This window comes from Cupriavidus sp. FW305-26 (assembly GCF_058787975.1).
In genome coordinates, this window is the sequence record NZ_JBYTAH010000016.1 from 39,309 (window position 1) to 59,133 (window position 19,825).

The window sequence follows — 19,825 nt, forward strand, 5'->3', positions numbered from 1 at the left end:
TTGCTCCTGATTAATGGACCGCAAGCGCGTCCGCATGGTTGAGCTCGGATGCCACCCGCGCATGCCAGAGCGCGCGCCGCTGGGCGCGCTCATCGGCGCTGATCGCCGGTTCGAATACTGCGTCCGGGGTGGTGGTGGTCCGGGCCTGCTGCATGGAATCCCAAAGCAGGCCGGACGAGCCGGCAAGGTAAGCGATGCCGCGCAGGCTGGCGCGGTCGGTCTCCTTCATGCGGTGGATGGAAATTCCGCTGAGATCCGCCTGCATCTGCAGCAGCGCATCGCTGCCGGACAAGCCGCCGCCAACCACGAGCTCCGACACCGGCACGCCCGCGATCTCCCGGTTTGCCTCGATGCAGGAAGTCACCGAATGCGCAATGCCTTCAAGGATGGCAAAGGCCATCTCGGCCTGCGTCGTTGCCATCGAGATGCCGGTCAGTGCGGCGCGCGCCTCGGGCTGCATGCGTGGGACGCGCAGGCCGGTCAGCGCGGGAATAAAGGTCACGCCTCGTGAAGACGCAACGGTGCTGGCCAGCGCACTGATTTGCCTGGCGTTCTCGAACCAGCCGAGCTTGTCGCAGACCCAGTTGAGCGCGGAGCCGGTGGTGGCGACAAAGGTTTCGACGGAGAAATGCGACACGCCCAGTTGCCGGCGCGCGGTCATGGTCAGGGTGCTGTCCGACTTGCCGCTGCGGGCAGGAAGGTTCGGACCGACTACCAGGTCGACGAAGCTGCCGGTGCCATGCAGGCACATCGCCTGGCCGGCATCGAGGCATCCCAGGCCGATTGCGCCGGCGAGCTGGTCCCCGGCACAAGCCAGGATCGGCACGTCAAGCCCCAGCACGTCCCGCCGCGTGCGGCCGAAGTCGTCCGCATCCTGGCGCAGCTCAGGCAGCAGCTCGCGCGGAAAGCCAAGCGCGTCGATCCAGTCGAGCTGGTAGCGATGCCCGGTCAGTACATAGGCGTTGCAGGAAGTGGCGTTGGTCGGCGTGGTGATGCACGTGCGTGCCGTCGACAGGTGCCAAAGCAGCCAGCTGTCGATGGTGCCGAAGGCGAGCCGGCGCGCACGGAAGGCGTCAGCCACAGCCGGCGTGTCGCGCAGGTGCCGCGCCGCCCATAGGTAAGGCGAGCGCACACCGGTGGGGCGGCCGACTGCTTCGCGCAGAGTCGCGTCCCATGCCGGCGCAAGCTGATCCAGATCGGCTGCGTATCGCGTGTCCTGCCACACCATGGCGGGTACCAGCGCACGTCCGGTCTGCGTGTCCCACAGTACCGCGGTGGCGCGCTGGGTCGCGATGGCGAGGGCGGTGACGGTCAGGTTTTCGCGGGCAGCCTGTGCCAGGGTGGCGCGGCAAACTGCCAGGGTCTTGTCGAGCAGGACGTCGGCGTCCTGCTCGACCACGCCAGGGCAGGGCGAACGGACCTCAAGCGTGGTGTACTCGAGGCACATGACATGACCGTCAGCGGCGACCACCGCTGCCCGGGTGCCTGAGGTGCCCTCATCGATCGCAAGGATGACATTTCTGCGCTGGGTCATGGGCGGGCCTTCTCAATCGCGGGATTCATGAAACCCGGAGCGTCCGGCACATCGCCCTTGAACTGCGGGGCATCGGCTTCATTGTCGGGGTTGATGGTGGTGCGGGTCGGGTCCCAGCGGATCGCAAAGCAGATGATGCTGGCCAGCAGCGGGACCACAGAGAGAATCAGGAAGGTGGTTTCCAGCCCATACTGTGCGCGGAACAGCGGGAACACCAGCAGGCCCAGTGCAGCGCCGATGGCGCCGAGCGCGCCGATGATGCCGTTGGCGCCCGCGCGAAGTTCGCTGCGGAAGGACAGTGACGACAGGCTTTTGCCATTCGCGCCGGGCCCGCCCGAGTGGAACAGGATGAACAGCGACGGAACCACCACTGCCATCCACATCGGCATCTTGCCGTTGAACAGGCCCAGGATCAGCAGCATGGCGAATACCGCCGCAAAGCCGAACGCCGAGGCGCGGCGCAGGCCCAGCTTGCGGCCTATCAAGGGCGAGAGGAAGCCGCCAAAGATGCCGCAGACGTTGAAAACCAGCGCGCCGATGGTCGCGTAGACAAAGTCCTTGCCGAACAGGGCCGCACTGATCAGCGGCAGGTACCAGCCGATCGCGAAGTACTGGATCGACTGCCCGATCTGCACGGTGGCCGCCAGCACGGTGCGCGGCAGGTAGACGCCGCGGAAGATCAGCAGAACGTTGGCCAGGCCGCGGCGCGCCTGGTTGAGGACGGGGATGCGTTCCGCGGGCGGTGCGGCTACGAACTCACGTCCATAGATGCGCGTCATGGCGTGTGCGGCGGCATCGAGCAATTCCTTGCGTGCCAGCCAGATCGGGCTTTCCACCAGGAACAGGCCCTGCAGCAGCAGGATGATCACGCCGAAGACCGCGGTGGCTGCCACCGAGTAGCGCCAGATCGTATCGCCAACGTCCCAGGAGTAGAACAGCAGTGCCAGCAGCAGGTTGGAGCAGACGGCCGTGTACCACATGCCTTGCCACGTGTTCAGCCGACTCTTGAGTTTCACCGGCGTGAACTCCGCCAGCACCGCCATGGCGATGGCAAAGTCGATGCCGTAGGCCGCGCCGACAAAGAAGCGACCGGCCAGGATCACCTCGAAGCCGGGGGCAAACACCACCAGCAATGCGCCGGCCACGGCCAGGACCTTGGCGAGAACCAGCGGTCGGACGCGGCCCCAGCGGTCGGCCATCCAGCCGCCGATAGGGTTGAAGGCAATGGCCACCCAGGAGGCAAACGAGGTCAACAGGGCGACCTTTGCAGGCGCGAGTTGAAGGTTGCGCGTCATCGGCCCGAGGCCGGCGCTCAGCGCAGAATTGGAAAATGCATCAAGGAATAGCCCGCCGAGTGCGAGCCACCAGATGACACCGGCCCTGCCGCGAATGCCCGGGCAGGAATCTATGTAGGCAATGACATCATCGATGCCACGAATCTTGATGGCAGAGTGTTGCACGGCGGTCTCCTCTTATTTGTTCTGTAAGAGGCCGCAGCAACTGCAAGGCGCGAAGAGACCATCTTACAGATGGTCTCTTATCTAGATCTGCGTGACCAATGTATGGCTTCGCAGGCACAGCGTCAACCGGGAAAACCCTTGTCCCGGGCATTAGCGTGCAGCGGTATTTCCCACTGCACGGCTGAGGCTGGCATCCGGCGGTCGCAACTGCCCCTCATGCCGCCGCCCCAGCCACCAGCCCAGCCCCGCCCACACCAGCGCGAGCACGGCGCCAGCCAGCGCCACCGTGGCGGGATGGCCCGACAGCGCATCGATCGCCGTCTTGACCCACGCACTGACCGCATCGCCCGCACGGTAGACCGCGGTGTCAATCACGTTCTTGGCCTTGTACTTGGTCTCGGGATCGACCACGGTGAACAGCATCTCGCGCCCGGGGCGCAGCAGCGCGTATTCGCCCACGCGCCGCAGGATCATCACGCCGGCCAGCACGCCGAAGGTCGGCAGCATCGCCAGTACGAGAAAGCCGCAGGTCACCGCCAGCGGCACCGCGGTCAGCAGCACGGTGACGCCATAGCGGCGCGCCATGCGGCCGGTGAAGAAGAGCTGGACCAGGATGGTCAGCGCCTGCACGGTAGCATCCAGCGCGCTGAAGACCTGGGTCTGGCGGGTGCGCTCCGGGAAGGCCTCGGCCACCAGCCGCGCCTGCTCGAAATACAGGAAGGTGCTGGCCGTGGCCAGCAGGATCACGAACAGGCCGATGCCAAGCAGGTAGCGCGAGCGCAGCAGCAGCGACAGCCCGGCCAGCAGCCCGCCGCCGATGGGGTTGGCCGGATCCTGCGCCGCGCCGGCCGGGGCTTCGCCCGGCTGCACCACGCCCGCGCCGGCGCGGCGGCGCCAGCCGAACAGCCAGCCCACGCCCGGCAGCGTTGCGGCCAGCAGCGCTGCCGACAGCAGCATCAGCCCGGTCAGGCCGATCTGCGGCACCAGCCAGCCGCCCAGCACGGGGCCGGCCAGCCCGCCCGCGCTGGCGCCGGCGGCCAGCAATGCGAACAGCCGGCGCGCCTGCTCGGGGCGGAACACATCGGCCATCAGGCTCCATGCCACGGACACCACGAACAGGTTGAACACCGACAGCCACACATAGAACACGCGCGCCAGCCAGACGTTGTCAGGCAGGGCGCGAGTGGCCAGCGCAAAGCCAAGCAGGTTGGCGATAAAGAAGGCGTACACCCAGGGCACGAAGCGGCGCCGCGGCAGCCACGCGCAGACCGCGCCGTACAGCGGGATCGCGGCCAGCATCACGACAAAGGTGGCGGTGAACAGCCACTGCAGGTTCTTCACGCCGCCGGCAATGCCCATGGTCTCGCGCACCGGGCGCAGCATGAAATAGCTGGCGAACAGGCAGAAGAAAAACAGGAAGCCGGCCACCACGGCGCCGGTCTCGCCGGGGCGGATGCCGAAGCCGCGCCGCAGCCGGGCCAGGCCGCCGGCAGGCGCCTCGCGCGCGGGATCGTCCACGATAGATTGCCGCTCAGCGCAGCAGCGCGGCGATGCGCTCGCGCTGGCCGGGGTCAGGCATGCGGCCCAGTCCGGCGCCGAGATTGTCGGCCATGTTGGGCGGCTTGGAGGTGGCCGGGATCGCCGCGGTCACGGCGGGATGGCTGACGATGAACTTCAGGAACAGCTGGGCCCACGAGCCGCAGTCGATATCGCCGGCCCACGGCGGCAGCGGTCGGTCCTTGACGGCGCGAAAGAGACGCCCGTCCTGAAATGGCCGGTTGATCAGCACCGCCACGCCGCGTGCTTCGCACAGCGGCAGCAGCGTGCGCTCGGCATTGCGCTCGGCCACTGAATAGTTGATCTGGACAAAGTCCACGCGCTCGCTGCGCACGATATTCTCCAGCGCCTCGTGCGCATCGTCGCGGTAGTGGGTGACGCCCAGGTAGCGGATGCGGCCCTGTTCCTTCAGCTCGCGCAGCCAGCGCAGGTTGGCCTGCCAGTCAATCAGGTTGTGTATCTGCAGCAGGTCGACCTTGTCTACATGCAGGTCGGCCAGCGAGCGCGCCCATTGCGCCTGCGCGGGCGCTCCGGACTTGGCCGAGATCTTGGTGGCCAGGAACACCCGGCTGCGGGCGTTGGCCGCGCGCAGCAGGTCGCCGGTCACGGCCTCTGCGCTGCCGTAGCTGGGCGCGGTATCGACGACCGAGCCTTCGCTCTGCAGCAGCAGGCCCATTACCTCCGCCAGCGGCTTGCGTTCGGCGGCGCCGGTGCCGACGTTGAAGGTGTCGGCGGTGCCCATGCCGATCACGGGCAGGGCTTCGGTGGTGCCCGGGATATTGCGGCGCAAGGGGGCGGCGACGGTGGCGGCATGAGCCGGCAGCACAGGGCCGAGGCCGGTAGCGGCCAGGCCTGCTGCAAGGCTGAGGAAGGAGCGGCGGTCGATCGACATGGGATGGTTCCCGGCAAGTCACTTACTGGTTGACCTTAGGCGGTGGGCGGAGCCTTGTAAACCGTTGCGTTGATCGGTTGCGCGGCAGACTTCGCCGTTCAGGGCGGGGAATGGCAAGGCGCGGCTGGATGCGCTGGTGAGCGCGGCCTGGAGGGGCGCGGTGGCTCCGGACACAGGCGAAAATGAGCCACTAACGTTAAATTTCTTGTGGAATCAATCAGGCAATTCAGATTTTCATGTTTTGTCTCATTTTGAGATTTTTGACATTTATTCCTTAGTGGCTTGGGTAAAGTTGCGCACGTATTAAACCGTGTGCCGTTACCCAGATCATGAATCGCCGTTGCTACCGCCTTGTCTTCAATCGGTCACGCGCCATGCTGATGGCGGTCTAGGAATCGGCGAGCGGCCTGGGCAAGGGGCGCAGCGCCGGGTCACGCGGCACACAGGCTCCGGCGTTCACCCGCATGGCGCGCTTCGGCCTGCCGGCAACGACCCTGGCCGCCTGGTGCGCAATGGGGCTGCCATAGGCGGCCAGCGCACAGGTGGTGGCGGACCCGAACGCGGGCGCCAACCGGCCCGCCGTGGTCCAGACCGCGAACGGGCTGCAGCAGGTCAATATCACCCGGCCGTCCACCGCCGGCGTGTCCGTCAACGCCTACACCCAGTTCGACGTCCCCAAGGCCGGCATCATCCTGAACAATTCGCCGTCGATCGTGGCTACCCAGCAGGCGGGGTACGTCAACGGCAACCCGAACCTGCTGCCGGGCGGCTCGGCCCGCATCATCGTCAACCAGGCCACCGGCACACTGCCGAGCCAGTTGCGCGGCTACCTGGAGGTTGCCGGACAAGGGCTACGTCACCACCCGCGTGCTGGTACCCGAGCAGGACTTGAGTTCCGGCACGCTGAAGCTGGCACTGCTCCCCGGCGTCATAGGCGAACTGCGCTTCGCCGAGCCCGACCTGTGGGGCACCCGGAAATCGGCTTTCCCCGCACGCCCAGGCGACTTGCTGAACCTGCGCGACCTTGAGCAAGGCCTGGAGCAAATGAAGCGTGTGCCGAGCCAGGATGTGGACATGCAGATCGTGCCGACGAAGGCGCCGGGCGTGAGCGGCGTGGTGATCGCCGTCAAACGCGGCAAGCCCTGGACGGTGGTGGCCTCGGTGGACAATTCCGGCACGCGCTCGACCGGCAAGTGGCAGGGCAACCTGAGCGTGAGTCTGGACAATCCGCTCGGCCTGAACGACCTTTTCAACGTCGGCTACAACCAGGATCTGGGCTTCGCCAACAAGGAACAGGCACGCGTGGCTGGAATGGCTATTACTCGGTGAACAACTATTTCCAGCAGATCGCCGGTGTCAATCAGACCTTCATCTCCAGCGGCAAGTCGGAGACAGCGGACCTGAAGCTGCACCGCGTGCTCAACCGCAGCCAGAACGATGTGTTCGGCATGCAGTTTCGCCTGACCCGGCGCTTTGGCAAGAGCTTCATCGAGGACACCGAGATCGCGCAGCAGCGCCGCAACAATACGGTGCTCGAGGCGGGCATCACGGATCGCCACTACTTCGGCGCGGCGCAGTTCGACGGCACGCTGGCCTATCGCCAGGGCATCGGCGGATTCGGCGCGCAGGACGATGTGTTGGCCGACAGTGGCGGCCCCACCTGGCGCTATCGGATGCTCGTGGCGGACGCCAACCTGTCGGTACCGTTCAAGCTGGGCGAGCTGCCGCTGCGGTATGTCACCACTTTCCACGGCCAGTTCACCAACGACCGGCTCTACTACATTGATGCGCTCACCATCGGCAGCCGCTACACGGTGCGTGGCTTCGATGGAGAGAACCTGCTGGCCGGCGAGCGCGGCTTCTATTGGCGCAATGAGCTACATGCGCCCCTGGGCGGCAGCGGGCAGGCGCTGTATGCAGGACTCGATTATGGAAGGGGCTTCGGGCCGATTACCACTGCGCTGGCCGGCACCCAACTGGCCGGGGCGGTGGTTGGACTACGCGGAGGGCTGGGCTCGCGGCTGGGCTCAGTCTCGTATGACGTGTTCGTCGGTATGCCGGTCTATAAGCCCGCAGCGTTCCATACGGCCGCGGTGACGGCTGGGTTGCAGGTGGTGTATCGGTACTGATTCCCGCAGGACGAGGCGTGACAGTGCAGAATCATCGGCACACCAACAGTTGGAAAGCATCCGGTTGTAGCGGGGCGTACTTCAGCAGCCTGCTAGTGAAGCTTGGGTCGATGCGCCACACGAAAACGCACTGACAAGTCGTTGAGACGCTGATCCAGTGTCCATAGCCGTGCGCCTGGCGTGATCAAAGTGGAAGCCAGCAATGAGACATCCACCAGGCCGCAACCGAGTCCATGCAATTTCTCGTGCTCGATGAACGCCATTACCTCTGCCAGGCTGGCCTGCCTTGCGGGCTGCAACAGCCCGATGTCACCGAGTGTCCGCGCACGCGGTGCCGGGGGCGTACCGCAGGCTAGTTCGACCAGGACCATGGGGTGGGTCAGTGCTTGATCCGACACGAGCAAACTGACCAGTGCGTCATTGCGGTTCTTGAAATGATCCACCCACACAGAGGTGTCGACGAGCACGCTCATTTCGATTCGGGTTCCATGCGGCTACGTGGCACATCTTCCATGTCGGGCGCGGTGCCACCCAGCGCCGCGAGGCGCTTGGCTGCTTGCACCCGCACGAAAGTCTTGATTGCCTCACGAAAAAGATCAGATTTGTCCATGCCAGGGTCGGCTATCTCTAGTGCTTGTTCATAAAGGGCGTCATCGATAGTGACGGTCGTGCGCATAGCATGCTCCTTGCCTCAGATTTGATGTTATGGTGCATCAAAAAAAGCATCTAGGCAAGGTTGCCCGCAGGATGGTGTGACGGTGACTGCCCCGTCACACCAACGCGCCGCTACAGCATCCGCTCCCGTTCGGCCAGCAGTCCATCAAGCTGCGCCTTCACCATGCCAAGCAGGCAAAGCGCGCTGAAGCAGCCCTCCGAGCGTTCGCTTTCGTGATCCAGAAGTACGAGAACTCCGTCGATACCAGCGCGAACCTGCTGCAAGCATTCGTTAGTCATCTTATCGATCGTCGTCATTGATTCCTCACTGGTGAGTGCGCGCCACTCCTTTCCACGTGAGGGCGGCGGGCCAGTCAACGAGGGTGGAAAGACCGGTCTGACGAGGTGGAACCGGCCAGCCTTGCGGCTGCCTCGCTTGGCCCGCCATGGAACCATGCGAGCACACAGGCGTTGCATGCTGCAAGCGCAACGCCTGTCCTCGTCAGGCATCCGGGCTTTCCACACCCGATCATCGGTGATCCGATGACGCCACCAGTATTTGCTGTCGGTGCAGGGGAATCGATGAGAGATGTCGCATTTCCAGGGGCGGGCGAAGTTTGAATCCATGCAGCGGATCCGGAAATCGCCGACTCTTGAAAATGCACGTGCGGCTTTCGTAAACCGCGCCCATGCCGTCGAAGGCAGCCACGGCCTTGAAGCTGGGATGGCCGGCGCAGGCAAGCCAATCCCGGTGGATACCGGGGCCTGCCGGGGCCGCCCGGCGCGCCCCCGGGGCGGGGGCGTGGGAGTAATGCTCAGATCAGCGTGGCCAGGCCCAGCGTCAGCAGCAGTGCCACCACGGAGATGATGGTTTCGCAGACCGACCAGGTCTGGAAGGTCTGGGTCACGGTCATGTTGAAGTACTCCTTGACCAGCCAGAAGCCGCCGTCGTTCACGTGCGACAGGATCAGCGAGCCGGCGCCGGTGGTCAGCACCAGCAGTTCCGGGCGGGTGCCCGGCACGCTGGCGGCGATCGGCGCGACGATGCCCGCGGCGGTGGTCATGGCCACCGTGGCCGAGCCCGTGGCGATGCGGATCATCACCGCCACCAGCCAGCCCAGCACCAGCACCGACACGTTGGCGCCGGTGGCGACGTCGACGATGGCGTTGGAGATGCCGGAGTCGCGCAGGATGCGGCCAAAGCCGCCGCCGGCGCCGACCACCAGCGTGATGATGGCGGTGGGCGCCACGCACTCGTTGGTGAACTTGAGGATGGTCTCGCGGTTGAAGCCGCGCGCCTTGCCGAAGGTGTAGAAGCTCACCAGCGCGGCGATCAGCAGCGCCATCACCGAGTTGCCGATCAGCTTCAGGAAGTCGTTGGCAAAGGTCTTGGGCGTGGTGAACAGGTCGGCCCAGCTGCCGATCAGCATCAGGATCACGGGCAGCAGGATGGTGAACACCGTGATGCCGAAGCCCGGCAACTCGTGCGATGCCTTGACGCGCTCATCCTCTTCGGTGAACTGGTCCGCCAGCGGGTTGACCTCGGGCAGCTTGACGTAGCGGTCCATCAGCTTGGCGAACAGCGGGCCGGCGAGGGCTGCCGTGGGAATGCCAACGATCAGCGCGTACATGATGGTCTTGCCGATGTCGGCGCCATAGGCGGTCACCGCCAGCAGCGCAGCCGGGTGCGGCGGGATCAGGCCGTGCACCACGGACAGGCCGGCCACCATCGGGATGCCGACCAGTACCATCGACGTGCCGGTGCGCTTGGCCACGTTGAAGGCGATCGGCACCAGCAGCACGAAGCCCACTTCAAAGAACACCGGCAGGCCGACGATAAAGGCGATGGTGGCCATCGCCCAATGCACGTTCCTCGCGCCGAAGAAATCGATCAGTGTGTTCGCGATGCGCTCCGCGCCGCCGGATTCGGCCATCATCTTGCCGAGCATGGTGCCAAGGCCGACCACCAGCGCGATATGGCCCAGCGTGCCGCCGACACCGGCTTCAAAGGACTTGACGATGTCGCCCATCGGCATGCCCACGGCAAAGCCGAGCAGCACCGATACGACCACCAGGGTAATGAAGGGGTTGAGCTTGAAGCGCGCGATGAGCACCACCAGTGCGATCACTGCGATCAGCGCATACACCAAGAGCGTGGTTCCGGTGACGGCACCCATATAGTCTCCTTGTGTGGAAAAAAGGCCGCTTGTGGCGGCAGGGGTTAGTTTTTAGTTTTTCCCCTCTCCCGCGGTAGCGGGAGAGGGCACGCAATCCGCAGGCAGCAGGCTCAGGCCGCCGGCTTCTTGTAGGCGATGCAGTCCACTTCGACCTTGCAGTCCACCACCATGCTCGACTGCACGCAGGCGCGCGCGGGCGGGTTGGCGCCGAAGTATTCCTTGAAGATCTTGTTGAACGAGGCGAAGTCGCGCGTGTCGTCCAGCCAGACGCCGCAGCGCACCACGTGCTCCGGGCCGTAGCCGGCCTCGGCCAGGATGGCCAGCACGTTCTTGATGGCCTGGTGGGTCTGGGGCACGATGCCGCCGTCGATGACCTCGCCGCTGACCATCGGCACCTGGCCGGAGACGTAGAGCCAGCCGTCGGCCGCGACCGCGCGGGCAAAGGGCATGTGCTGGCCGCCGGTACCGGTGCCGCCTTCGACGCCGAATCGTTTGATGTCCATGGGTACTCCTGGGATGGGTTGGATATGGGAAGGAAGGAGGGCAGCGCGCCGGTCAGGCGGCGCCGAACTCAGGCCGCGAGCCTCGCGGCAGGAACCGGCCGGCGCGCACGCCGGTGGCCTGGCGCTGCTGCCATGACAGCTCGCCGTTGACCCAGACCGCGGCAATGCCCTCGGCCGGTTGCATGGGATCGGTAAAGCTGGCCGCATCGCGGATGGTGGTGGCGTCGAACAGCACCAGGTCGGCCCAGTAGCCTTCACGCACGAAGCCGCGCTCCTGCAGCCCGAAGCGCTCGGCGGACATGCCGGTCATCTTGTTGACGGCCACCGTCAGCGGGAACAGCTCGCGGTCGCGGGCGTAGTGGCCCAGCACGCGCGGGAAGGCGCCCCACAGGCGCGGATGCGGCAGCGGGTCGTTGGGCAGCCCGTCCGACCCGACCACCGTGGCCGGATGGCTCAGGATGCGGTCGACGTCGGCGTCTTCCATGCAGTGGTAGACCGCGCCCGCGGGCATCAGCCGGCGCGCGGCTTCGTGCAGGTTTACCTGCCATTCGGCGGCGATATCGGCCAGCAGGCGGCCGCCCATCTCGGGCGCGCCTTCGGACCAGGTCACCATGATGTCGAAGTCGCTGGTGACCTGCTTCAGGTCCAGCGTGGAGGAGCTGGCGGTGTAGGGGTAGCAGTCGCAGCCCACCGGCTGCCAGCGCTGCGCACCGTCGAGCGCGTCCAGCACCTCGGTGCTGCGGCCCCAGTTGGCCACGCCCGCGCATTTCAGGTGCGAGATCACCACCGGCACGCGCGCATGGCGGCCGATGCGGAAGGCCTCATCCATGGCGTCGAGGATCTCGGCGAACTCGCTGCGCAGGTGGGTGGCGTAGAGCGCGCCGGCCTTGGCCAGCGGTTCGGCCAGCGCCAGCACCTCATCGGTCGGCGCGCTGAAGGCGTTGGCGTAGGCCAGGCCCGTGGACAGGCCCAGCGCGCCGTGCTGCAGCGCTTCTTCCAGCTGCGCGCGCATTGCCGCGATTTCTTCCGGCGTGGCGGCGCGGTCGAAGCGGTCCATATGGTTGCTGCGCAGCGCGGTATGGCCGACCAGCGCGGCAACGTTGACCGCGGGCTGCGCGGCTTCCACCGCATCGACGTAGGACTTGAAATCCGGGTAGCGGAAGGCGTCGGCATGGCCGAGCAGGTTCATCGGGTCGGGCGGCTCGCCCGCCAGCGTCACCGGTGCGGCGCTGATGCCGCAGTTGCCGACCACCACCGTGGTCACGCCCTGCGACAGCTTGGGCGTCATCTCGGGCTGGCGCACCACGTTGGTATCGTCGTGCGTATGCACGTCGACAAAGCCCGGTGCAAGGACCAGGCCGTCGCCTTCGACTACATGCGAGGCGGCGTCGGGATCGATCGCGCCGGCTTCATCGATGCGGGCGATGCGGCCGTCGCGCAGGGCCACGTCGGCCAGGCGTGCGGCGGCGCCGGAGCCGTCGATCAGGGTGACGCAGCGGATCAGGGTATCGAACAGGTGTGGCATGGTCAGTCTCCGAGCGGCTGGCGGCTGTCAGGGCCCCGGGCGGGGCCGCTTTCGCCGCGGTGGCTGTCCAGCACGTACTTGAGCCGGCGCAGGCGCTCTTTGCTCTGGTCCGGCTGCAACAGCGCGCATTGCGTGGCGAGCACGTCCAGCACCATCAGCATGGCGTAGCGCGATGCCGACGGTTTGAAAATGAAATCCGTCTCCAGCGTGCGCACCGGCAGCAGCACGTCGGCGCGCGCGGCCAGTGGCGAGCCCAGCGCGGTCACGGCCACCAGGCGGGCACCGTACTCGCGCGCGATATCGCAGCTGGCCAGCATCTCCGGCACGCGGCCGCTGGCCGAGAAGGCCAGCACCACGTCGTCGCGGCCCAGCGTGGCCGCCACCATCTTCTGTAGCAGCGCGTCCTGGTAGCTCGCCACCGGCTGGCCCAGGCGCGCCAGGCGATGGCGGGCCTCGTCGGCCATGAACGACGAGCCGCCGCCCATGCCAAAAGCGTAGACCATGCGTGCGCCGAGCAACAGGCGCGCGGCCTGTTCGATGCGCTGCGCATCCATCATGCCGCGGTTGACTTCGAGCGCGGTGAGGATGTCGGCGTGGATGCTGTCAGCGAGTGTGGCCGGGGTGGCTTCACCGGCGGGAACGCTGCCGGGCTGCAGGAAGCGCGCACCCACCGCGGTGGCCTGCGCCAGGCGCAGCTTCAGGTCGCGCACGTCGCGGCAGCCGATGGCCTTGGCAAAGCGCGTCACGCTGGCCTCGCTGACGCCGGCCTTGCGCGCCAGCTCATTGATGCTGGCGGCGGCCGCGCCGGCCAGGTCTTCCAGTACCACCTGCGCCACCTTCTGCTCGGCCAGGCGCAGCGCGGGGCCGCGCTCGGCGATGCGGGTCAGGATGTCGAAGGGCGCAGTCATGGGCGGCAGGTCTGGTCGGAAGACGGGTCGGATCGAAATGTGACGAAAACTGCGGTGCTTGCAGGCAGGGGCTATAACAGTGATTGGCGCACGTGGCGGATGCCAGTCGCGTGGTCCCGGCTAGCCCTTCCGGGCATCTGCGTGTTACTTTATAACAAGGATGAAATATCTTATTTTCAGGGCTATCATTACGTCAATCAGATTTTTTCAGGGTGATGACAAGCATGCGTGAAATAAAGTATCAGGCTGGCGTGATCGATCCGCTCAACAAGGCGCTGGGACGGATGGAGACCCCCATCGCCCCGGATGCGGCCGGCCAGACCGGCTGGAACCTGTTGCGGGAAGAGCTGAGCCTGCCGGCCGCGGTGCTCTATGAAGACCGGCTTGCGCATAACCTGGAATGGATGCGCCGCTTCATGAACGAATACGGCGTGCAGCTTGCGCCGCATGGCAAGACCACCATGGCGCCCAAGCTGTTTGCGCGCCAGCTTGGCGCCGGCGCGTGGGGCATCACGCTGGCCACCGCGCACCAGACCGCTGCCGCGCATGCGCACGGCGTCAAGCGCGTGCTGATGGCCAACCAGCTGGTGGGCCGGCGCAATATGGAAATCGTCGCTGACCTGCTGCGCGATCCGGATTTCGAATTCTTCGCGCTGGTGGACTCGGCCGCGCTGGTCGACCAGCTCGGCAAGTTCTTCCAGGAGCGCGGCCAGAAGCTGCAGGTGCTGCTGGAACTGGGCGTGGAAGGCGGGCGCACCGGCGTACGCGACGACGCGCAGCAGCAGGCCGTGCTGGACGCGCTGGCGCGCTGGCCGCAGGCGCTGTCGCTGGCCGGCGTCGAGATCTATGAAGGCGTGCTCAAGGAAGAAGCCGATATCCGCAAGTTCCTGCAGCGCACCGTGGCGGTAACGCGGCAGCTGGCACAGGAAGGCCGCTTCGGCCGCAGCCCGGTGGTGATGTCGGGCGCGGGTTCGGCCTGGTACGACGTGGTGGCCGAGGAATTCGCGCGCACCGAGATCGGCGCGCCGATCGACATCGTGCTGCGCCCGGGCTGCTACCTGACGCATGACGTGGGCATCTACCGCGCCGCGCAGCAGCGCATCCTGGCCAGCAACCCGGTCGCGCAGAAGATGCGCGAGGGCCTGCTGCCGGCGCTGCAGCTGTGGGCCTATGTGCAGTCGATCCCCGAGCCGGACCGCGTCATCATCGGCATGGGCAAGCGCGATGCGGCCTTCGACGCCGGCATGCCGATCCCGGCACGGCTGTACCGGCCTGGCACCGAGGCGCCGGTGGACGTCCCCGCGCATTGGGAAGTCACCGGCATGATGGACCAGCACGCCTACCTGCAGGTCAAGCCTGGCGACGACGTTCAGGTCGGCGACATGATCGCCTTCGATATCTCGCACCCGTGCCTGACTTTCGACAAGTGGCGCCATATCCCGGTGCTGGACCGCGACATGCGCGTGATCGACATCGTGCAAACCTTCTTCTGAGGCAGGCAGCCCCATGAGCATCGATATCCTGGCCTACGGCGAACCGCTGGTGGAGTTCAACCAACAGCCCGACGATCCGTCGCGCTACCTGCAAGGCTTTGGCGGCGACACTTCCAACTTCTGCATTGCCGCTGCGCGCCAGGGCGCCAGCACCGGCTATATCTGCGCGGTCGGTGCCGACACCTTCGGCGAGCGCCTGCGCGCGCTATGGACGCAGGAGCGGGTCGATACCCGCCACGTGCGCGTCGACCCGAGCGCGCCTACCGGGGTCTACTTTGTCTCGCACGACAACCACGGCCACCGCTTCGATTACCTGCGCGAAGGCTCTGCTGCCAGCCGCTACCAGCACGAGCATCTGCCGCTGGGCGCGATCGCCGCGGCGCGCTACCTGCACCTGTCGGGCATCAGCCTGGCCATCAGCACCAGCGCCTGCGATGCCGGGCTGGACGCGATGGAGCATGCGCGCAAGGCCGGCACCAAGGTCACGCTGGACACCAACCTGCGGCTGCGGCTGTGGTCGCTGGCGCGCGCGCGCGGCATCATGCGCGAGGCCCTGATGCTGACCGACGTGTGCCTGCCCAGCTGGGATGACATCACCGTGCTGACCGGGTTGGACGACCGCGACGCCATCGTCGACTACCTGCTGGGCTGCGGCATCGGCCTGGTCGCGCTGAAGCTGGGCGAAGAGGGCTCCTATGTGGCCACGCCAGAGTCGCGCGCGCTGGTGCCGCCTTATCCGGTCAAGCCGGTCGATGCCACCGGGGCGGGCGACTGCTTCGGCGGCAGCTTTGTTGCGCGCCTGGCCGCGGGTGCCGACCCGTTCGAGGCGGCGCGTTATGCCAACGTGGCTGCCGCGCTGTCGACCACCGGTTATGGCGCGGTGGCGCCGATCCCCGACGCCCAGACCGTGCTGGGCCGGCTGGCGCAGTCGGTGTCGGTGATCGCATGACCCGGTTGGCCTGAACTCCTGCTTCCCTGAAACCCTGCTCCTGCACTCCCTACTCCGAGACAGCCATGCAAAACCAGACTTCCCCGCTGCTTCAACGCCTTGCCGACGTGCCGGTGATCCCGGTGCTGGAATTCCACTCGGTCGACGAGGCCCTGCACGTCAGCGAGGCACTGGTCACCGGCGGCTTGCCGCTGCTTGAGATCACGCTGCGTACGCCGGTGGCACTGGAGGCGATCAAGGCGGTGGCGGCAGCCTTGCCGCAGGCCTGCGTCGGAGCCGGCACGGTGCTGAACGTCGAGCAGCTGCACGCCGTGCGCGATGCGGGCGCGCAGTTTGCCGTCTCGCCCGGCCTGACCCCGGCGCTGGCCGAGGGCGCGCAGGGCGCGGGCATCTCGCTGCTGCCGGGCGTGGCCACCGCCAGTGAGGCGATGGCGGCGCTGGAAGCCGGCTTCACCTTCCTCAAGTTCTTCCCGGCGCAGGCAGCGGGCGGCGTGCCGATGCTGAAGTCGCTGGGCGGCCCGCTGCCGCAGCTGCGCTTCTGCCCGACCGGCGGCATCGACGCCGCGCTGGCGCCGACCTACCTGGCGCTGCCGAACGTGGTGTGCGTGGGCGGTTCGTGGGTGGTGCCCAAGGACGCGGTTGCCAGTGGCGACTGGGGCCGCATCCGCACGCTGGCCGAGCAGGCCAGGGCGTTGCGCAACAAGCGCTGAGCAGCGGCAGCGCAAAGAGAAACGGCACGCCATGCGGCGTGCCGTTTTCATATCGACGCGGTCCGGGCCGCATCAGACTTGGGGGGCTGGCGGCTTACTTGTGACGGTCCGCCGAGCTTTCGAGCTTCTGGCCACCGCGCTGAATATCCTGGCCGAGCCCCGCCATCGTGTTGCATCCAGCCAACAGTGTGGCAAACAAAACGCACCAGATCCAACCTTTCTTCACGCCGGGCTCCTTTCGAGGATTTCAAGAATCGAGAGATTCAGGGATTGAGGGATTTGCGCCGATTTTACCGCTGCTGTGAGCGGGTTTGACATCTGGTATGTGCCAATTTGTAAATCGTGCAACGGGCGCAACGCCAGCCGCTTCTCAGGCGTGGGGCGCCAGCAGTTCCCGGGCGCGCTGCTGGATTGCCGCATGGGTCTGGAGCAGCCAGGTCGCAGGGAATGGCTGCGCCAGCAGGTAGCCCTGCACGCTGTGGCAGCCCCAGGCACGCACCGCCTCGAGCTGCTGGCGGGTCTCGATCCCCTTGGCGCAGACCGACACGCCGGCGCCCCGGGCCAGCCGGCAGGCGGCCCGCAGGCTGTCGGCACGCTTGGCGGAATCACCGGGCCGGGGGGCATGGCCCAGCCGGCGCGCGTCCAGCGTGACGCGGTCCGGGTGCAGCGCCGCCAGCAACTGGCGGCAGCCCGGGCTGTCGTCGAAATCGCCCAGCGTCAGTTGCAGTCCGCGCCGGCGCAGGGCGGCAAAGCGGGCAATGATGTCGGCGTCGGCCGGCACCGCGCTGGCCGACACTTCGATGCACAGGCGGTCCGGTGCGATGCCGCCTGCGTCGATGGCCTGGGCCAGTGCCTCCACCATCTGCGGACGGTGCAGCTGGGCGCTGGAGGCCAGCAGGGTGAATTGCAGCGGGGCCACGTTTTCGGCGGCGCGTACCAGCGGCAGCACGCTTTCCAGCAGCCAGCTGCCAATCCGGCCGACCAGCCCCAGCGACTCCACCGCCGGCAGGAAATCCTGCGGCGCCACCCGCCCGAGCGCCGGATGGTGCCAGCGCAGCCGCACGGTGTAGCCGCTGACCACGGCGCTGGCGAAGTCGGCGCGCGGCTGCAGCTGCAGGCTCAGTTCGCCGCGCTCCAGTGCGTCGGGCAGGGCGGCCAGCAGGGGCGCCGTCGGTGGCGCGGCGGGCTTGTCGGCGCGCGCCAGGCCGTCGCCTCCCCGTCGATCGACCCGCAGCATGGCGTCCAGGGCCTGCTGCAGGCTGCGTTCCGCCGGGATATCCGGATGGTCGGTGGCCACGCCGATGCTGCACGAAATAAACAGCTCGAAGCCCTCCAGCGCGAACGGCCGGGACAGGTCGTCGGCCAGCCGGCTGGCCACCGGGCCGGGGTCGGGCTCACCGTCCGGCAGCGCGGTAATGACCACCAGGTCTGCCGGCGCCATCCAGTGCATGATGGCGCCGGGCGGCAGCAGGCAGGCGATGCGTGCCTGCACGATGGCCTGCAGCCTGGCCGCGCGCCGGGGCCCCAGGGTTTCGCAGGCGCTGGCAAACCGGTCCAGGCGGATAGAAAGGATCGTCGCTGGCTGCCCGGTGCCGGAGCGGCGTGCCGCTAGCGCGGACACCAGGGCGGACGGCTGCATCGCGCCAGGCGCGCCCGCGGCGTTGTCATCGGCATCAGGATGCATGGATGGTCTTGCGGGCAGCCTGTTGAAGGCCGTGCGCTGCCCGCGTCTCCCCGGTATCAGATTTGGTCGTTCGGCTTGCCGCTGGGACGGCCGCCGGCGCTTGTCGTCAGGCCTTGGTAATCCACGCCTGCCACGGCCGCATGCGGGCCGCACAGGCCGATCATAAGCGAAGGGGAAGGTGCGGAACATTGCAAATTGCGCCAAGGTGACTTGGTCGCAACCTGCAACTTGATATGGATCAATATGGCCGGAATTGGCCGTGATCCTGGATTGACGCCACCGCCGGAATCCGGCAGCGGCGGATGGGCTGGCCTGATCAGCCGGTGGTCTCTTCCTCAGGTCCTTCCTGCGGGGGCAGGCGCGCGGCCAGCACCTTGTCGATGCGTTTGCCGTCCATGTCGACGATCTCGAAGCGCCAGTCGCCCCATTGCACGCTGTCGGCGATCTGCGGCAGGCGGCCCAGCAGCAGGAGCAGCATGCCGGACAGGGTGTGGTAGCGCTCTTTTTCTTCCTCGGGCACCTGGCGCAGGCCGATGCGGTCCTTCAGTTCCGGGATCGGGATCAGGCCGTCGAGCAGCCACGAGCCGTCGTCGCGCTGCACCGCCCATTCCTCGCCGGCGGCGTCGGCCTTGAATTCGCCGGTGATGGCCTCGATCAGGTCCTGCAGCGTGACCAGACCCAGCACTTCGCCGTATTCGTCGATGACAAAGGCCATCTGGCCGCCGGAGCCGCGGAAATTCTCCAGCAGCTCCATGCCGGTCACGCTCTCGGGCACGAACACCGCCGGCTGCGCCGCGGCCTTCAGGTCGGCTTCCTCGCCGCGCAGCCGGCGCGCCAGCAGCTGGCGCGCGCTGACCACGCCGATGATGTCGTGCATGCCGCCGCGCACGACCGGAAAGCGCGAGTGGTCGGATTCTTCGATGCGGTGCAGGTTTTCATCGAGCGTCTCTTCCACGTCCAGGTACACGACATCGCCGCGCGGCACCATCAGCGATGCCAGCTGGCGGTCGTCCAGCCGGAACACGTTGCGCACCATGGTGTGCTCGTGCTGTTCGATCACGCCGGCTTCGGAACCCTCGACCAGCAGCGCGTGGATTTCTTCCTCGGTCACGCCCGGGCCGCGGTCGACCTTGGTGCCGAGCAGCCGCAGCACCAGCCGCGTTGAGCTGGACAGCAGCTTGACGAACGGGGTGGAGGCCACCGCCAGCCAGCCGATCGGGCGCGCCACCAGCCGCGCGATGGCTTCGGGGGCCATCTGGCCCAGGCGCTTGGGCACCAGTTCGCCCAGCACGATGGAAAAGTAGGTCAGGCCGGCCACCACGATGGCGGTTGCCACATAGCCGGAGGTGTTAGGCGACAAGCCGAAGCCTTGCAGCCAGAGGCCCAGCGGCTGCGCCAGCGTGGATTCGCCGACCACGCCGTTGAGCACGCCGATCGACGTGATGCCGATCTGCACCGTGGACAGGAAGCGCGTGGGGTCCTCGCCCAGCTGGACCGCGGCAATCGCGCCGCGGTCACCGTTCTCGATCTGGCGCTGCAGACGTGCCTTACGGGCCGTGACCAGCGCGATCTCGGACATCGCGAACAGGCCGTTAAGCAGAATGAGCGCCAGTAGTATGGCAATTTCCATCAGGGTACGCGCTCTTTGCG

The 19,825-nt window shown here is 66.9% G+C and carries 17 protein-coding genes and 2 pseudogenes; 5 read left to right on the forward strand and 14 right to left on the reverse strand.

The window, feature by feature from the left end:
* Window positions 1-10: 10 nt before the first annotated feature.
* The 4 genes from AC3WQZ_RS11855 to AC3WQZ_RS11870 all read right to left on the reverse strand — a co-directional run bounded on the left by AC3WQZ_RS11855 (window position 11) and on the right by AC3WQZ_RS11870 (window position 5,443).
* Window positions 11-1,534: an FGGY family carbohydrate kinase gene (locus AC3WQZ_RS11855; RefSeq protein ID WP_492300595.1), complete on the reverse strand. Its 1,524-nt coding sequence runs from the start codon at window positions 1,532-1,534 to the stop codon at window positions 11-13.
* A complete protein-coding gene (locus tag AC3WQZ_RS11860; RefSeq protein WP_010814129.1) occupies window positions 1,531-2,994 on the reverse strand; it encodes an MFS transporter in 1,464 nt (487 codons plus the stop codon). The genes AC3WQZ_RS11855 and AC3WQZ_RS11860 overlap by 4 nt, the downstream gene beginning before the upstream one ends.
* 150 nt (window positions 2,995-3,144) lie before the next feature.
* Window positions 3,145-4,512, reverse strand: coding sequence for an NTP/NDP exchange transporter (locus AC3WQZ_RS11865; protein ID WP_454749473.1), 1,368 nt, complete (start codon window positions 4,510-4,512; stop codon window positions 3,145-3,147).
* A 13-nt stretch (window positions 4,513-4,525) separates the two neighbouring features.
* Window positions 4,526-5,443 carry an aldo/keto reductase gene (locus tag AC3WQZ_RS11870; protein WP_011617074.1) on the reverse strand — a complete coding sequence of 306 codons (918 nt, stop codon included), beginning with the start codon at window positions 5,441-5,443 and terminating at the stop codon, window positions 4,526-4,528.
* A 329-nt stretch (window positions 5,444-5,772) separates the two neighbouring features.
* Between AC3WQZ_RS11870 and AC3WQZ_RS11875 the strand changes: the two are divergent.
* Together AC3WQZ_RS11875 and AC3WQZ_RS11880 are read left to right on the forward strand one after the other, a co-directional pair.
* A pseudogene (locus AC3WQZ_RS11875) lies at window positions 5,773-6,288 on the forward strand (two-partner secretion domain-containing protein); the annotation flags it as partial.
* Window position 6,289: 1 nt separating this feature from the next.
* Window positions 6,290-7,572 (forward strand): annotated as a pseudogene (locus tag AC3WQZ_RS11880) (ShlB/FhaC/HecB family hemolysin secretion/activation protein); the annotation flags it as partial.
* A gap of 92 nt (window positions 7,573-7,664) precedes the next feature.
* Here the strand turns inward: AC3WQZ_RS11880 and AC3WQZ_RS11885 are convergent.
* The 7 genes from AC3WQZ_RS11885 to AC3WQZ_RS11915 form a co-directional block, all read right to left on the reverse strand.
* The gene (locus AC3WQZ_RS11885; protein ID WP_011617075.1) at window positions 7,665-8,045 is read right to left on the reverse strand and encodes a type II toxin-antitoxin system VapC family toxin; all 381 of its coding nucleotides are present in this window, start codon (window positions 8,043-8,045) and stop codon (window positions 7,665-7,667) included.
* Window positions 8,042-8,248, reverse strand: coding sequence for a type II toxin-antitoxin system VapB family antitoxin (locus AC3WQZ_RS11890; RefSeq protein WP_010814136.1), 207 nt, complete (start codon window positions 8,246-8,248; stop codon window positions 8,042-8,044). The genes AC3WQZ_RS11885 and AC3WQZ_RS11890 overlap by 4 nt, the downstream gene beginning before the upstream one ends.
* 110 nt (window positions 8,249-8,358) lie before the next feature.
* Window positions 8,359-8,544: a DUF1484 family protein gene (locus AC3WQZ_RS11895; RefSeq protein WP_081225830.1), complete on the reverse strand. Its 186-nt coding sequence runs from the start codon at window positions 8,542-8,544 to the stop codon at window positions 8,359-8,361.
* Window positions 8,545-9,041: 497 nt separating this feature from the next.
* A complete protein-coding gene (locus AC3WQZ_RS11900; protein ID WP_492300598.1) occupies window positions 9,042-10,403 on the reverse strand; it encodes a GntP family permease in 1,362 nt (453 codons plus the stop codon).
* 110 nt (window positions 10,404-10,513) lie between these two features.
* Entirely contained in the window at window positions 10,514-10,906 is a 393-nt protein-coding gene (locus AC3WQZ_RS11905; protein ID WP_010814139.1) for a RidA family protein, read from the reverse strand.
* 52 nt (window positions 10,907-10,958) lie between these two features.
* Window positions 10,959-12,431: an N-acyl-D-amino-acid deacylase family protein gene (locus AC3WQZ_RS11910; RefSeq protein WP_010814140.1), complete on the reverse strand. Its 1,473-nt coding sequence runs from the start codon at window positions 12,429-12,431 to the stop codon at window positions 10,959-10,961.
* Between the two features lie 2 nt (window positions 12,432-12,433).
* Window positions 12,434-13,339: a MurR/RpiR family transcriptional regulator gene (locus tag AC3WQZ_RS11915; protein ID WP_010814141.1), complete on the reverse strand. Its 906-nt coding sequence runs from the start codon at window positions 13,337-13,339 to the stop codon at window positions 12,434-12,436.
* Window positions 13,340-13,563: 224 nt separating this feature from the next.
* On the opposite strand from AC3WQZ_RS11915, the gene AC3WQZ_RS11920 reads away from it, so the two are divergent.
* The 3 genes from AC3WQZ_RS11920 (at window position 13,564) to AC3WQZ_RS11930 (ending at window position 16,491) form a co-directional block, all read left to right on the forward strand.
* The gene (locus AC3WQZ_RS11920; protein ID WP_439669988.1) at window positions 13,564-14,832 is read left to right on the forward strand and encodes an amino acid deaminase; all 1,269 of its coding nucleotides are present in this window, start codon (window positions 13,564-13,566) and stop codon (window positions 14,830-14,832) included.
* Window positions 14,833-14,845: 13 nt separating this feature from the next.
* Window positions 14,846-15,781, forward strand: coding sequence for a sugar kinase (locus tag AC3WQZ_RS11925; RefSeq protein WP_010814143.1), 936 nt, complete (start codon window positions 14,846-14,848; stop codon window positions 15,779-15,781).
* A 65-nt stretch (window positions 15,782-15,846) separates the two neighbouring features.
* The gene (locus AC3WQZ_RS11930) at window positions 15,847-16,491 is read left to right on the forward strand and encodes a bifunctional 4-hydroxy-2-oxoglutarate aldolase/2-dehydro-3-deoxy-phosphogluconate aldolase (RefSeq protein ID WP_010814144.1); all 645 of its coding nucleotides are present in this window, start codon (window positions 15,847-15,849) and stop codon (window positions 16,489-16,491) included.
* A gap of 94 nt (window positions 16,492-16,585) precedes the next feature.
* On the opposite strand, the gene AC3WQZ_RS11935 is transcribed toward AC3WQZ_RS11930, so the two are convergent.
* From AC3WQZ_RS11935 to AC3WQZ_RS11945, 3 genes are all read right to left on the reverse strand, one after another.
* Window positions 16,586-16,717 carry an entericidin A/B family lipoprotein gene (locus tag AC3WQZ_RS11935; protein ID WP_010814145.1) on the reverse strand — a complete coding sequence of 44 codons (132 nt, stop codon included), beginning with the start codon at window positions 16,715-16,717 and terminating at the stop codon, window positions 16,586-16,588.
* A gap of 144 nt (window positions 16,718-16,861) precedes the next feature.
* Window positions 16,862-18,175 carry a GGDEF domain-containing protein gene (locus AC3WQZ_RS11940; RefSeq protein ID WP_492300600.1) on the reverse strand — a complete coding sequence of 438 codons (1,314 nt, stop codon included), beginning with the start codon at window positions 18,173-18,175 and terminating at the stop codon, window positions 16,862-16,864.
* 316 nt (window positions 18,176-18,491) lie between these two features.
* Window positions 18,492-19,805, reverse strand: a complete 1,314-nt coding sequence (locus tag AC3WQZ_RS11945; RefSeq protein WP_010814147.1) for a hemolysin family protein — start codon at window positions 19,803-19,805, stop codon at window positions 18,492-18,494.
* Between the last annotated feature and the right edge of the window lie 20 nt (window positions 19,806-19,825).